Origin of the sequence: Amycolatopsis sp. NPDC051903 (assembly GCF_044452505.1) — a bacterium.
Classification (GTDB): Bacteria; Actinomycetota; Actinomycetes; order Mycobacteriales; family Pseudonocardiaceae; genus Amycolatopsis.
In genome coordinates, this window is record NZ_JBITBT010000059.1 from 1 (window position 1) to 13,931 (window position 13,931).

The window sequence follows — 13,931 nt, forward strand, 5'->3', positions numbered from 1 at the left end:
GTGGGATTGCTCGGGCTCCTATCAGGCCACGTCCCCGCCACCGGTCGTGCCGGTGGCGCCCGCCCGGCCGGTCGACGTATCGCTTACAAGGCACGGCAGGCCCCTTGTTTTTCGGGTCAGACCGGCGGGCGAGCGCCGGAGATCATCTTGCCTGTAGCTGTTTTTCACGATCCTTGTCGGCCCGCGCCGCTCCGGGCATCGTGGGCACCGACGCGGCGGGCGGGGTCCGTCGCACCCCTGAGCGAACGGAGACCGCGCTTATGCCGACGATCACCACGAACGACGGTGTCGAGATCTTCTACAAGGACTGGGGCACCGGCCAGCCGATCGTGTTCAGCCACGGCTGGCCGCTCTCGTCCGATGACTGGGACACCCAGCTGCTGTTCTTCCTGCAGCACGGTTACCGCGTCGTCGCGCACGACCGCCGTGGCCACGGAAGATCCTCGCAAGTCGGCGACGGGCACGACATGGACCACTACGCCGACGACCTCGCCGCCGTCACCGCGCACCTCGACCTGCACGACGCGATCCACGTCGGGCACTCCACCGGCGGTGGGGAGGTCGTGCACTACCTCGCGCGCCACGGCGAGTCGCGCGTCGCCAAGGCGGCCATCCTCAGCGCTGTCCCCCCGTTGATGGTGCAAACACCGGACAACCCGGGTGGGCTCCCGAAGAGCGTCTTCGACGACCTGCAGGCGCAGCTCGCCGCCAACCGCTCGGTTTTCTACCGCAACCTCGCGTCGGGCCCGTTCTACGGCTTCAACCGCCCCGGCGTCGAACCCGACGAGGCGATCATCGAGAACTGGTGGCGCCAGGGCATGACCGGCGGCGCGAAGGCCCACTACGACGGCATCGTCGCCTTCTCCCAGACCGACTTCACCGAAGACCTCAAGAAGATCACCGTCCCCGTCTTCGTCGGCCACGGCGACGACGACCAGATCGTCCCCTACGCCGACGCCGCGCCGCTCTCGGCGAAACTCCTGCAGAACGGCACGCTCAAGACCTACCCGGGCTTCCCCCACGGCATGCCGACCACCAAGGCGGAGACGATCAACGCTGACCTGCTGGAGTTCTTCCGCTCCTGATCCGTCCACAAAGGACCGGCGCCGCCGCGGCGTCGGTCCGCTGGGTCAGCCCGCGAGGCGTTCCTGCAGCTTCGCGACCGCCTGGTTCTGCCGCGGTGTCAGCTTCCGGGCGGAAGCCGGCTCCGCGGGGCAGAACTCGCCGGTAGCGGGCGGGTTTTCCGTCTGTCCATCCGTCCGGCGGCTGCTGTCGATCCGGTCGCGGCCCGTTCGACGTATCCGTGACGCGAGGAGGCAATCGTGACCGGACCCATCAGGCTGTACATGACCATGTCGCTCGACGGTTTCATCGCCGGCCCCGACGACCGGCCCGGGCAGGAGCTCGGCCGCGGCGGCGGGCGGCTGTTCAACTGGCTCGACCACCGCAACGGCGACGGCGCCAGCGGCCGGATCTTCGGCGAGGCGATGGCGACCGGCGCCCTCATCTCGGGGCGCCGCACCTTCGAACTGGCCGGCCGCTGGCAGGGCGACCACCACGACGGCGTGCCGATCCACATCCTGACGCACCACGTCGGTCCCGCCGACGTACCGCCCATCCGCTACTACACCGACGTCGCCGCCTGCGCTCGCGACGCCCGGGCCGCGGCGGGCGAGCGCGCCACCATGGTGCACGGCGCGGGGACGGCGCAGGCGCTGCTGCGCGCCGGCCTGCTGGACGAGCTGGAGATCCACCTGGTCCCCGTCCTGCTCGGGGCCGGACGGCGGCTGTTCGAGTCCGTCGAACCCACCGAATTGGACCTCGTACGGCGGCTGGAGGACGAGGGCGTGACGCACCTGCGGTTCGTCGTCCGGCGGTGAGGCCGAAGCGGACTCGACACTGTCCGGTGTGGACATAGCACGGCGAGCCGTCTCTCCCCCGGGGGAAACGGCTCGCCGCTCACGGAAAGATCAGCTGTGCGCCGCGGCCAGCTGAGCCTGGTCGTCGGACGGAACGAGCTTCGGGTACTCCTTCTGGAACTTGGTCACCATCGTCGCCGAGGGGACGATCTTGTTCGGGTTGCCCTGGCTCGTCGCCTGCTGCTCACCCCACGCGCCGGCAGCTTTGCGCTGGTCCGGAGTGCCGTGGGAGTGGAAGCAGTCGCCGATGGAGGCGTTGAGGTAGGTGACCTCCTGCTGGGCGCGGGCGTCGAAGACCTCACCCTTGGCGTGCGCCACGAAGTAGCCGCCGTAGGCGTCCGGGCCCATTTCGCCCGACTCGTTGCCCGGGAAGTTGTTGTGGGCGAAGTCGAGCTGGTGACCGTACTCGTGGCCGAGAACGGCTTCGACCGAGACGTCGTCGAAGCCGAGGGACTTGGTGACGTCGAGGATGCCGTCACCGAGGGCCACGCGCTTACCACCGATGTCGTTGGCGGGCGCGGAGAACGCGTTCAGCGTCAGGAGCGGGTTGCGCCCGCCCTGCAGCGCCGGCAGTTCGTACAGGACCTTGCTCGTGAGCGCGGCCGCTTCCTTGGCGCGCGCCGGGTCGAAGCCGACGCCGTAGGTCTGCGCCATCTTGTCCTGGCTGCCGAGGTCGGTGCCCTTCCAGGCGACGAGCTGGATGTTCCAGCTCTCGATGTCCCAGAAGCCGCGCAGCTTGCCGATCGTGGCGCTCGCGCGCTGCGTGTACTGCCCGTCGGTGCCGAACACCTGCGGCGTCTTGTCCGACGCCACCCCCTCGGCGTACAGCTGGCCGAGCGCCGACAGCGCGTCGAAGGCCTTGCCCTCAACCGGGGTCAGCTCCGAAGCCGCCTTGTCCGCGTACTGCAGCAGCGCGCCTTCGGTGCAGCCCGGGATCGGGCCCTGCGCCGCGTTGGCCTGCTTCTTGCCGATGTGGTCCACCGGCGAGTCGATCAGCGGGTCGATCCCCTTCAACGCGCTGGCCGGGATGCTGCCGTACAGGTCCACGACGTTCTGGTACAGCGCGTCGACGTCCTGTTCGACGGTCGACGGCTCGGCTGCGAACGCCGGCACGGCCGTGGCCAGCGTCAGCGCGCACAGCGTCCCCGCGGCGGCGAGAGATCTGGTGAGCAACCTCTTCTGCACTGTGGATTCCCCTTTGAGTGATTCGGATCAAGATCACGAAGCAAGATCACCCTAGGGCCGGTGTTGTTCTTGAAACCCCCTCCGCGCGAAGACCCCCGGGATGGCCTACACCCATCGACGGGTCGCAAGCCCGTTGCCTCAGCCAGAAGTACTAGGTCACCTGGCCGATCCGCGGTGGCTCCCACTGGGCGAAAAACGCGTTGCTCTGTTCAGGGGAACGATTCCAGATTCAACTACCCGCGCCGGAATCGTCCACAGTAGACGCTAGCGGGCGGGCACCTCGTCGGTGGACCAGCGCAGCAGGAACCGCAGCGCTTCTTCCGACTGCGAGCCCGGTTCGGCGGTGTAGGCGACGAGCTGCTGGCCGGGGTGGGTGTCGACGGAGAACTGCTGGACGTCGACCACCAGTGTGCCCGCGACGGGGTGCACGTAGGTCTTCGCGAGCCGGCGCGGGCCACGGACCTGGTGCGTCGCCCACCACGTGCGGAAATCCGGGTCGCGCACGGTGAGCTCGCCGATGAGGTTGCTCAGCGCGCGGTCGTTCGGCGTGCGGCCGGCCTCCATGCGCAGCGTGGCGACGCATTCGCGGGCCGAGCGCTCCCAGTCGCGGTACAGCGAGCGGAAGGCGGGGTCGAGGAAGGTGAGGCGAATGAGGTTGCGCTCGTCGGCGGGCAGCGCGCCGAAATCGGTGAGCAGGGCGGCGGCGCCGCGGTTCCAGGCGAGGACGTCGGTGCGGCGGTTGAGCACCATGGCGGGGATGTCGGGCATGGTGTCGAGCAGCTGCTGCAGCCGCGGCGCGACCTCGGGCCGGGCGGCGCGGCGCGCGGGCGCCGGCGCGACCTCGGCGACGGTGAACAGGTAGTCGCGCTCGTCGGTGGCGAGCCGCAGCGCGTCGGCGAGCGCTTCGAGCACCGGCCGGGACACGCGGCGTGTGCGGCCTTGTTCGAGGCGCACGACGTAGTCGACGCTCACGTGCGCGAGCTGCGCGAGCTCCTCGCGGCGCAGGCCCGGGACGCGGCGCAGGCGGCCGTCGTCGGGCAGACCGGCGTCGCGCGGGTCGAGCGCGGCGCGCCGGGCGCGGAGGAATTCGCCGAGTTCACTCACGTCGCCCAGTTTCCCCCACGGGGTGGCCGCGTGCCTGGTACTGGACTGCATAGGCAGTTCCTTCCCTGGTACGCGCCCCGCGGCGGGCCGAGGGTGGAACCCGTGAACGTGACTTTCCGCAGCAACGGACTCGAAATCGCCGGCCACCTCCACCTCCCGGCCGAGGAGCCGCTCGGCGCCCTGGTCGTCGGCCACCCCGGCACGGGCGTCAAGGAGCAGGCGGCCGGCCTGTACGCCCAGCGCCTGGCCTCCGCGGGCTTCGTGACCCTCGCGTACGACGCCGCCTACCAGGGCGAGAGCGAAGGGCTGCCCCGCGGGTTGGAGGACCCCGCCCAGCGCGTCGAAGACCTCAAGGCCGCGGTCTCCTCCCTGACGACCCGCGCCGACGTCGACCCGGATCGCATCGGCCTCCTCGGCATCTGCGCCTCGGGCGGCTACGGCCTCGCCGCCGCCGCGACGGACCACCGCATCAAGGCCGTCGGCACCGTCTCGGCGGTCGATATCGCGCGTCAGTTCCGCCTCGGCGCGGACGGCACGCAGCCCGCCCCGGTTTTCCGCAGCCTCCTGGACGCCGCGGCGGCCGCCCGCACCGCCGAAGCCCGCGGCGAAGGGGTGCAGTCGTTCCCGCCGTTCCCCTCCTCGGCCTCGGAGGCACGCGCGGGCGGCCGGCACGTCCACGAGGGCTGGGAGTACTACTGCACCCCGCGCGGCGGCCACCCGCGTTCGGCCAAAACACTGCCGTGGTCCAGCGTCGACCGCATCGCGACGTTCGACGCCTTCGCCGCGCTGGACCTGCTGACGCAGCCCCTGCTCATGGTCGCCGGCCGCGACGCGGTGACTTCGTGGATGAGCGTCGAGGCGTTCCAACGCGCCGCGGGGCCGAAGGAACTCGCCTGGCTGGACGGCGCGTCGCACGTGGACCTGTACGACAAGGACGAATTCGTGACCCCGGCGGTGGACAAGCTGGCGGCGTTCTTCACGAAGGAACTGGCGAAGTAGGAAGCTGCCGGCGGCGGGTCCTGAGCCACGTCAGGTGGTTCGGGATTCGCTGCCCCAGAACGCCTTCACCGCGTCGGTGACGCCGTAGTACTGGCCCTTGGCCCACTGCTCCTTCAGATCCGGGCTCCGGGCGAACGCGGGGTCGGCGCGCTCCTCCGGCGACGGTTCGGGAACCTTCCAGCGGCGTTTCCTGACCGGTTCCCTCGGCGCCCCGTCGTGCACACACACCGCCGCGGCGGCGATGCCCTTCGCAATCACCATGCTCGCTCCCGAAGGCGAGGTGGGGCCGTTGAGCAGGAGCCAGTCCGCGATCGCGCAGACCTTCAGAAAATCATCGTCGCTGCACGACATCACCCAGACAGCCACCGCGTCTTCGCCATACTCCAGCAAATCCCGGGGGGCCGAGCCTCTACTGGTCGACAACATCGCGCGCTCCTTCGCCCCAGAACGCCTTCACCGCGTCGGTGACGCCGTAGTACGTGCCGCGCTTGCGCTGCTCCTCGAAGTCCGGCGAGCGGTCAAAGGAGATGCGACGGCTCTCCTCCGACGAGAGTTCCGGGAGCGTGCGTCGACGTTTCCTCGCCAGGTCACGGGGTGCACCTTCGTGCATGAAGACGGCTGCCAACGCGATGGCCTTGGCGTACATCATGCCCGCACCCGAAGGAGTCGACTGCCCTTGGTAGACGAGCCGGTCCGCGACCCCGCACACGCGCAGGAAGTCGTCCTCACTGCACGAGTCGCCCCAGTCAGCCGGGGCGGGTTCGTCGTAGGACAGCAGATCCCGCACAGCCAGTCCGCGGCTGGTCGACAACATCGCTCACCCCCAGGAGATCAACCTACATCCCGAACGAGTGCAGCAGGGCCGGGAACCGCTCGAACTCCCGGCCCAGGCTCTCCGCCAGCTCGCGCAGCAACGGCAGCCGCGTGGCGATGAACTCGTCGACGGGCAGGTAGCCCGACACCGTGGAGCAGCTGACGCCCGCGATGACCGACCCGCCGAACACCGGGCAGCCCAGTGCGGTGATGCCGACGTCCAGTTCGTCGACCACGACCGCGTAGCCGTCGCGGCGGACGTCGGCGAGTGCGGAGCGCAGGGCGGCCGGCGAGGTGATCGTGCGGGAAGTGCGCGGGGCCAACGTGGTGCCCGCCAGAAATGAGTCCACAAAGGACGGCGACTGGTGCGCCAAGATCGCCCGTCCGGAGGCGCTGACGTAGGCGGGCACGCGGGCGCCCGGAGTGATGGCGAAGCGCATCAAACGGTCGGTTTGCACGTGGACCACGTGGAGGATGTCGGTACCCGCCAGTGCGGTCAGGGAGACGCTGTCGCCCGTTTCGTCGCGCACGCGCTGGAGCAGGGGCTGCGCCAGGCTGCTCAGGTTCATCGAGCGCGTGTACCCCGCGGACAGTTCCAGCACCCGCGGCGTCAGCACGAACCGCTTGTCCACCTGAGCCAGGTAGCCGAGCTCCACCAGCGTCAGCAGGAACCGGCGCGCGGCGGCCGGGGACAGGCCCGTCGCGGCGGCGACCTGACTCAGGGACATTTCGGGCTGTTCCGGACCGAACGCCCGCAACACCGTCAATCCCCTGGCCAGCGACGTGACGAACTGTTCCTTGTCCGCGCTTGACATCGGCACCCGCCCTTCTTAACGTCTGTTGTCGCTCAGCGGAAACTTCTTCGCTTAGCGAAAACTCTAGCACTGGTCCGGCTCAACGAGGAGGCTCGGCGTGCGTACTGAGAGCAGTTCCCACCTGACCCGGCGGGCCACGATCGCCGCGTCGTTCGGCACGGTCGTGGAGTGGTACGACTTCTTCCTGTACGGCACGGCTTCGGCCCTGATCTTCCCGAGCCTGTTCTTCCCGTCCGCGAATTCGCTCAACGGTTCCCTGCTGTCGTTCGCCACCTTCGCCACCGGGTTCGTCGCCCGGCCGCTCGGCGGCGCGATCTTCGGGCACGTCGGTGACCGCATCGGCCGCAAGAACGCCCTGATCGTCACACTGCTGGCCATGGGACTGGCGACGCTCGCGGTCGGCCTGCTGCCCACGTACGGCCAGATCGGCGCGGCCGCCCCGATCCTGCTGGTGGTGCTGCGCATCGTCCAGGGCATCGGCACCGGCGGCGAGTGGGGCGGCGCCGCGCTGCTGACGAAGGAGAACGGCAGCACCCGCCCCGGGTTCTGGGGCGGGTTCCTCTCCAGCGCCGTCTTCGCGGGCCTGATCCTGGCGTCCGTGGTCTACGTGGTGATCGGCGCGCTGGTCAGCAACGACCAGCTGCTGAGCTGGGCCTGGCGCATCCCGTTCCTGCTCAGCGTCGTGCTCGTCGGGCTCGGGCTGTGGATGCGCAAGAGCCTGCCGGAGACGCGGGAGTTCGACCGCATCAAGCGCGCCGGCGAGCAGGAACGCGCGCCGCTGCTGCGCGCGTTCCGGAAGCCGCGCAACATGGTCGCCATCTTCCTCATGCGGGTCGGCCAGAACGCGACGTTCAACATCGTCTCCGTTTTCGTCCTCACCTACGCCACGAAACAGCTGGGCCTGGGCAAATCGCAGATCCTGTGGGCCACGGTGATCGGCGCGGCCGTCGCGTGCGTGCTGTGCCCGGTCTACGGCCACCTCGGCGACCGCTTCGGCTTCGGCCGGGTCATGGTCGTCAGCCTGCTCTTCCAGGCCGCGTTCGCGTTCCCGTTCTTCCTGCTGGTGGACAGCTTGGGCGTCGCGCCGGTGATCATCGCCGTCACGATCGGCATCGCCGGGGCGGGCGCGGCGACCGACGCCATCCAGGCCGGCTACTTCGCCGGGCTGTTCGGCACGCGCAGCCGGTACAGCGCGATCTCCGTCGGCCGCGAAGGCGGCACCGTCGTGGGTGGTGGCCTCGCGCCGCTGATCGCGACGGCCCTGCTCGGCTGGCAACACGGCAGCCCGTGGGCGATCGCCGGCTGGATGGCTCTGACCAGTCTCATCGGCGTCGTGGGCGTGCTGCTGGTGAAACCGCTGCGCGAAGCCGAACCCGAAGACGTCGTGCCGAGCGCCGGGCCCCGGTCCGGCTCGGCCGTGAGCTGACGAAGGAACCTGGATGACACAAGGAAATCCGGCCCTCGACGCCGCCGGCAGCACCGTCGGCACCCTGTTCGAGAACCGGGCCCGGACCCACCCCGGCCGCATCGCGCTGCAGTCGGGCGAGCGCCGGGTCACCTACGGCGAGCTCGCCGACCGCAGCCGCCGGATCGCGGCGGTGCTGGCCGGCCGGGGCGTGACGCGCGGCGACCGCGTCGCGGTGGTGTCGGAGAACCGCACCGAGCACCTCGAGGTGGTCCTGGCCGCGGCGGTGCTCGGCGCGACCGTCGCGTGCCCGGGCCTGCGCGCCGCTCCCGGTGAGCTGGTCGCCTGCCTGAACCTCGTCGAGCCGGCGGTGCTCATCACCTCGGAAGGCGCCACGCGGAAGTTCGCCGAAGTGCTCGGACAACGCACCGAACCGAAACTCGAGTTCGGCGACCGCTTCGAAGCCGCGCTGAGCGCGACGGACCCGTGGCGCGGACCGTTGGCGGCACAACCGGAAGACGTCCTGATCGTCATCTACACCAGCGGCACCACGGGGGTGCCGAAGGGCGCCGCGATCAGCCACCGCGCCGAGATCGCCCGCAGTTCGGCCACGCGCGCCGAGTACGGCCTCGCGGGTGCCGACGCGTTCGTCGCGTGGTCACCGCTGAGCCACATGGGTGCGTTCGACAATTCGGTGAGCACGCTGATCAGCGGCGGCAAGGTCGTGGTCGTCGACGGGTTCGACCCCGCCGCGCTCGCCCACGCCGTGGCGACCGAACGCATCGGCTGGCTGCTGCTCATGCCCGGCACCGTGCGCCGCTTCGCCGAGGTGCTGCGCGAAAAGCAGATCACCCCGAAAGGCGTGCGGCTGTGCGGGGTGATGCCGGACCTCATCGGCCCCGACGAGATCGCCGAGATCACGCGCCTGCTCGACGCGCCGTTCGCGAACACCTTCGGCACCACCGAAACCGGGTGCCCGCCGTGCTCGGGTGACGCGCTCGCGGTGGGCGTCGAACCGCGGCGGCTGAGCAAGGTGCAGAGCGCCTACTGCGAGATCAAGCTCGTCGGCCCCGACGACGAGGAGGTCCCCGACGGGCAGCCGGGTGAGCTGTGCATGCGCGGCCCCACGGTGTTCAGCGGGTACTGGAACGACCCGGCGACCACCGCTCACGACTTCCGTGGCGGCTGGTTCCACCTCGGGGACGTGTTCGTGCGCAACCCCGACGGCACGCTGGACTTCGTCGACCGCGCGAAGTACCTGATCAAGAGCGGGGGCGAGAACATCTACCCCGCCGAGATCGAACGCGCGCTGCTGCGCCACCCCGAAGTGCTCGAAGCCGTGGTCGTCCGGCGCCCCGACGCCACGTGGGGCGAGGTGCCGGTCGCGTTCGTCGCGCGAGCCGGGGACGCCGTGACGGCGGCCGAGCTGATCGAGCTGTGCGGCACGCAGCTGGCCAAGTTCAAACGGCCACGCGAGATCCACTTCGTGGCCCCGGAGACGTTGCCGCGCAACGCTTCGGGGAAGGTCGTCCGCAGCGAGCTCGAGAAGCACGCCTGAGCAAGGGAGGAACCGCATGTCGTTCGAGTCCCCGGACTTCCGGTCCGACATCAGCTGGAGCACCGCCAAGACCATCACCGTGTTCGGCCACGACCTCGTCGACGACCTCGTCGGCAAGGTGAACCTCGGTGACATGGGATTCCTGGAACTGACGGGGCGCCTGCCCACACCCGGTGAGTCCACTGTGTTCAACGCGCTCACCGTCAGCCTCGTGGAACACGGCCTCACGCCCAGCGCCATCGCCACGCGGATGACCCGCTACGGCGCGCCGGAGTCGCTGCAGAGCGCGGTGGCGGCCGGGCTGCTCGGGCTCGGGAGCACGTTCGTCGGCTCCATCGAGGGCGCTGCGCGCTACGTGCAGGAGGCGAACCTCGACGGCGACCTGGAGGCCGAAGCCGCGGTCATCGTCGAGAAGTTCGTGTCCGCCAAGGCGATCGTCCCCGGCATCGGCCACCCGATCCACAAGCCGCTCGACCCGCGCGCGGAACGCCTCTTCGGCCTGCTCGACGACGCCGGCCTCGGCGGGCCGCAGGTCACGCTGATCCGCGAGGTCGCACGCCAAGCCGGCGACGCGCTGGGCAAGGTGCTGCCGGTGAACGTCACGGGCGCGATCGGCGCCATCGCGTCGCGGCTGGGCATCGACTGGCGTGTGACCCGCGGCATCGGTGTGATGGCCCGCGCCGTCGGCCTCGTCGGGCACGTGCTGGAGGAGATCCGCACGCCCACCGCGCCCGCGATCTGGCGCGAGGTCGACGAAGCCGCGACGCGGCACCACGAGTGACGCCCGAGCCGGGGCGGCTCGGGCTCAGATGTCGATGGGTTCGAGCTCGCCCAGGATCTCGTCGCGGCGCGATTCGAACTGCTCCGGCAGCTGGAAGCGCTTGCCCAGCTCCTGCGGCGACTCGTCGCAGTCCCAGCCGCCTTCGTTGTGCGTCACGGCGAGTTCGAACAGCGCGCCGCCGGGCGAGCGGACGTAAACGGACTTGAAGTACTTGCGGTTGCGCACCTCGGACATGTCCGTGTAGCCCGCGCCCTCGATCTCGAACTTCAGCTCGTCCTGGTTCTCGAGCGTGTCGGCGTTCCACGCGAAGTGGTGGATGGTGCCGCCGCCGTAGATCCACGTGCCGGGGTCGTCCGTGCGGTTCACCACGAGCTCGACCGCCCCGCCGAGACCCGGTTTGCCCGCCTCGAACGCGAACCGGTCACCCTCGGCCAGCCCCTCGCGGGCGCCGAGGTGGTCGGCGGCGAACTCGACGGCGGTGTCCGGGCCGGTCACGTGCACGCCGACGCCGTAGATCCCGTGGATCGCGTGTTCCTCCGGCACCCCACCGCCGGTGAAGCCGCGCCGCGGGTCGTCGTCGACCTCCACCAGCTGGTACTCGATGCCGCACGGGTGGCGGAACAGCACGCGGCGGCGGTCGAACACCGTCGCGTCGTGCACGTCGGCCGCGCGGCCGGTCAGGCGGTCGGACCAGTAGTTCAGCGAACCCGACGGCACGGCCAGCAGCACCTCGCGCGCCTGGTTCGTGCCGCGTCGGCCGCGGATTCCGGCCTGCGCGAAGGGAAACGTCGTGAGCACGGCGCTCGGGTCGCCGTCGGCGTTGCTGTAGTACAGGTGGTAGATCGGGATCTTGCCGTCGAACAGCACGGTCCGCTTGATCAGCCGCAGGCCCAGCACGTTGACGTGGAAGTCGACGTCTTCCTGGGCCCCGTTCACCGACATGGTGATGTGGTGGCTACCGCTGATGTAGGACATGGGGGCTTTCCTTCTCCTCGGTGAACTTCTCGGTGAGCTTCTCGGTGACCTGCTCGACGAGCTGCCCCGTCGCGAACAGCAGCTCCTCGCGCCACGCCGGCGCGGTCAGCTGGACGCCGACGGGCAGCCCGGCCCGGTCGAGACCGCCGGGCACGACCAGTGCGGGCAGCCCGGCGAGGCTCTGCGCGGAGATCGCGGGCAGCACGCGCTGCCGGAAGTCGGCGGGCACGGCGTCGATCCGCGGCGGCGCCACGGCCGCGGCCGGCGACAGCACCACGTCGACGCGGGTGAACAGCTCGGCCCACGCGGACCGCAGCAGCGCGCGGCCGTGCTGGGCGTCGAGGTAGTCCGCCGGGTCGGCCGCCTCCGCGAGTTCGAGCCGCGCCCGCACGTCGGCGCCGTACTCCCCCGCCCGTTCCGGCCAGAGTCCGCGGCGCCGGTGGCCGAGCAGTCCTTCGGCGAGGATCGTCGCGCCCAGCAAGGGATACGCGGGCGGCAGCGCGCTCGCGTCGAGCTCGACGACCTCCACTCCCGCGTCGGCGAGCCGGTCCGCGGCCGGGGTGAGGGCGTCGTGCTCCGGCCGGACACCGTCGGCTTCGCACAGGAGGCCGACGCGGGCCGCCGGCCCCGCCGGGCGGGAGGCGGGGCCGATGACCGTCCACAAGAGACGGAGGTCGGCGACCGTCCGCGCCATCGGCCCGACGACGTCGACCGACGGCGCGAGCGGGAACGCGCCGCCGACGGGTACGGCGCCGAACGTGGGTCGCAGGCCGGCGATGCCGCAGAACGACGCGGGCAGCCGCACGGACCCGGCGGTGTCGCTGCCCAGCGCGAGCGGCGCGTACCCCGCGGCGAGCGCCGCGGCCGAACCGCCGCTCGAACCACCCGGGATCCGCGCCGGGTCCCACGGGTTGCGGGCCGCGCCGAAGTGCGGGTTGTCCGTGGTGACGCCCCAGGCGAACTCGTGCGTGGCCGTTTTGCCGAGCACGATCCCGCCCGCGCGGCGGATGGCCGCGACGACGTCGGCGTCGGCGGCCGGGGTGTGGGCGGCGAACATCGCCGACCCGTGCGTGGTGCGCAGGCCTTCGGTGTCGATGAGGTCCTTCACGAGGACCGGCACGCCTTCGAGCGGCCGCGCGCTCCCGCGCGACCACCGCTGCCCGGCGTCGGCGGCCTGCCGGCTCGCCGCGTCGAAGTCCTCGGTGGTCAGCGCGTTGAGGACCGGCTCCCGTTCGGCGGCCCGGCCCGCGAGCGCCTCGACCACTTCGCCGGGAGACAGCCGGCCGTCGCGGAAAGCAGCCAGCAGCGAGGTCGCCGACCACGACACTTCGCCGGGTGTGAGGGGGCTCATCCCGTGGGACATGTACTGCACCGTACAGTCGAAACCACGCCTTCGCCAGCGGGCTGCCCGATCATCCCCGAAAAGGAGACTGCGATGGAGATCGCGATCCTCGACGACTACCAGCAGGTCGCACTGACCTTCGCCGACTGGGATTCCCTCGGCGCGCGCGTGCGGGTGTTCCCCCGGCCGTTCACCGGGCCGGACGACGTGGTGCGCGCCCTCGCGGATTTCGACGTCGTGGTCGCGATGCGCGAGCGCACGCGCTTCCCCGCCGAGGTCTTCGACCGGCTGCCGAACCTGAAACTGCTGGTCACCACGGGCGCGCGCAACGCCGCCGTGGACCTGGCGGCGGCCCGGCGCAACGGGGTCGTCGTGTCGGCCACCGGCTACGACGGCCGCTCCACCGTCGAGCACACGTGGGCGCTGATCCTCGCCGCCGCGCGCAACCTGCCGGCCGAGTTCCGGTCCGTGCGCGAGGGCGGGTGGCAGGTCGGCGTCGGCACGACGCTGCGCGGCAAGACGCTCGGCGTGCTCGGCCTCGGCGACGTCGGTTCGGCCGTCGCGCGGATCGGCCGCGCGTTCGGCATGGAGACGATCGCGTGGAGCCGCAGCCTCACGCCGGAGCGGGCGGCCGAGCACGGCGCGACCGCGGTGACCAGGGACGAGCTCTTCGAACGCGCCGACGTGCTGTCGCTCCACCTCGTGCTCACCGCGCAGTCCCGGGGCCTGGTCGGCGAGGCCGAACTCGCCCGCATGAAGCCGACCGCGCTGCTGGTGAACACCTCGCGCGGCCCGATCGTCGACGAGCCGGCGCTGCTCGAAGCGTTGCGCCGCAAGACGATCGGCGGCGCCGCGCTCGACGTGTTCGACCTCGAGCCGCTGCCCGCCGAGCACCCGCTGCGCAGCCTCGACAACGTCGTCCTCACGCCGCACATCGGGTACGTCGCGAAGGAGCTCTACACGACCTTCTACCGGGACGCGGTCGAGGACATCGCCGCGTTCCAGGCGGGAACCCCGATCCGCGTGCTGAGCTGA

Annotated in this window: 14 protein-coding genes; 7 read left to right on the top strand and 7 right to left on the bottom strand. The window is 70.9% G+C overall.

Going from position 1 to position 13,931, the window contains the following annotated elements:
- Positions 1–260 precede the first annotated feature (260 nt).
- Both ACIA77_RS49490 and ACIA77_RS49495 read left to right on the top strand, forming a co-directional pair.
- A complete protein-coding gene (locus ACIA77_RS49490) occupies positions 261–1,085 on the top strand; it encodes an alpha/beta fold hydrolase (RefSeq protein ID WP_395893189.1) in 825 nt (274 codons plus the stop codon).
- A 237-nt stretch (positions 1,086–1,322) separates the two neighbouring features.
- The gene (locus ACIA77_RS49495) at positions 1,323–1,880 is read left to right on the top strand and encodes a dihydrofolate reductase family protein (protein WP_395893190.1); all 558 of its coding nucleotides are present in this window, start codon (positions 1,323–1,325) and stop codon (positions 1,878–1,880) included.
- Between the two features lie 90 nt (positions 1,881–1,970).
- On the opposite strand, the gene ACIA77_RS49500 is transcribed toward ACIA77_RS49495, so the two are convergent.
- Positions 1,971–3,104 (bottom strand): hypothetical protein, encoded by a 1,134-nt coding sequence (locus tag ACIA77_RS49500; protein ID WP_395893191.1) that lies wholly within the window; start codon positions 3,102–3,104, stop codon positions 1,971–1,973.
- Positions 3,105–3,368: 264 nt separating this feature from the next.
- Positions 3,369–4,259 (bottom strand): helix-turn-helix transcriptional regulator, encoded by an 891-nt coding sequence (locus ACIA77_RS49505; protein WP_395893192.1) that lies wholly within the window; start codon positions 4,257–4,259, stop codon positions 3,369–3,371.
- Between the two features lie 51 nt (positions 4,260–4,310).
- On the opposite strand from ACIA77_RS49505, the gene ACIA77_RS49510 reads away from it, so the two are divergent.
- Complete coding sequence (locus ACIA77_RS49510) at positions 4,311–5,207, top strand: alpha/beta hydrolase (RefSeq protein ID WP_395893193.1); 897 nt, start codon at positions 4,311–4,313, stop codon at positions 5,205–5,207.
- A gap of 30 nt (positions 5,208–5,237) precedes the next feature.
- On the opposite strand, the gene ACIA77_RS49515 is transcribed toward ACIA77_RS49510, so the two are convergent.
- The 3 genes from ACIA77_RS49515 to ACIA77_RS49525 are packed head-to-tail and all read right to left on the bottom strand — an operon-like array spanning position 5,238 to position 6,835.
- Positions 5,238–5,633 (bottom strand): hypothetical protein, encoded by a 396-nt coding sequence (locus ACIA77_RS49515; RefSeq protein ID WP_395893194.1) that lies wholly within the window; start codon positions 5,631–5,633, stop codon positions 5,238–5,240.
- On the bottom strand, positions 5,617–6,021 hold the full coding sequence (locus ACIA77_RS49520) for a hypothetical protein (protein WP_395893195.1): 405 nt from the start codon (positions 6,019–6,021) through the stop codon (positions 5,617–5,619). Before ACIA77_RS49520 ends, ACIA77_RS49515 begins: the two co-directional genes overlap by 17 nt.
- A gap of 22 nt (positions 6,022–6,043) precedes the next feature.
- Positions 6,044–6,835, bottom strand: a complete 792-nt coding sequence (locus ACIA77_RS49525; RefSeq protein WP_395893234.1) for an IclR family transcriptional regulator C-terminal domain-containing protein — start codon at positions 6,833–6,835, stop codon at positions 6,044–6,046.
- 97 nt (positions 6,836–6,932) lie between these two features.
- Between ACIA77_RS49525 and ACIA77_RS49530 the strand changes: the two genes are divergently transcribed.
- The 3 genes from ACIA77_RS49530 to ACIA77_RS49540 are packed head-to-tail and all read left to right on the top strand — an operon-like array spanning position 6,933 to position 10,579.
- The gene (locus ACIA77_RS49530; protein WP_395893196.1) at positions 6,933–8,261 is read left to right on the top strand and encodes an MFS transporter; all 1,329 of its coding nucleotides are present in this window, start codon (positions 6,933–6,935) and stop codon (positions 8,259–8,261) included.
- A 13-nt stretch (positions 8,262–8,274) separates the two neighbouring features.
- Positions 8,275–9,798, top strand: a complete 1,524-nt coding sequence (locus ACIA77_RS49535) for a class I adenylate-forming enzyme family protein (RefSeq protein ID WP_395893197.1) — start codon at positions 8,275–8,277, stop codon at positions 9,796–9,798.
- A 16-nt stretch (positions 9,799–9,814) separates the two neighbouring features.
- Positions 9,815–10,579 carry a citryl-CoA lyase gene (locus ACIA77_RS49540; protein WP_395893198.1) on the top strand — a complete coding sequence of 255 codons (765 nt, stop codon included), beginning with the start codon at positions 9,815–9,817 and terminating at the stop codon, positions 10,577–10,579.
- Between the two features lie 24 nt (positions 10,580–10,603).
- Here ACIA77_RS49540 and ACIA77_RS49545 read toward each other — a convergent pair whose 3' ends face one another.
- A complete protein-coding gene (locus tag ACIA77_RS49545) occupies positions 10,604–11,554 on the bottom strand; it encodes a ring-cleaving dioxygenase (protein ID WP_395893199.1) in 951 nt (316 codons plus the stop codon).
- The gene (locus ACIA77_RS49550) at positions 11,535–12,917 is read right to left on the bottom strand and encodes an amidase (protein ID WP_395893200.1); all 1,383 of its coding nucleotides are present in this window, start codon (positions 12,915–12,917) and stop codon (positions 11,535–11,537) included. Before ACIA77_RS49550 ends, ACIA77_RS49545 begins: the two co-directional genes overlap by 20 nt.
- A gap of 72 nt (positions 12,918–12,989) precedes the next feature.
- Here ACIA77_RS49550 and ACIA77_RS49555 point away from each other — a divergent pair, with 72 nt between their 5' ends.
- Positions 12,990–13,931, top strand: a complete 942-nt coding sequence (locus ACIA77_RS49555; protein ID WP_395893201.1) for a D-2-hydroxyacid dehydrogenase family protein — start codon at positions 12,990–12,992, stop codon at positions 13,929–13,931.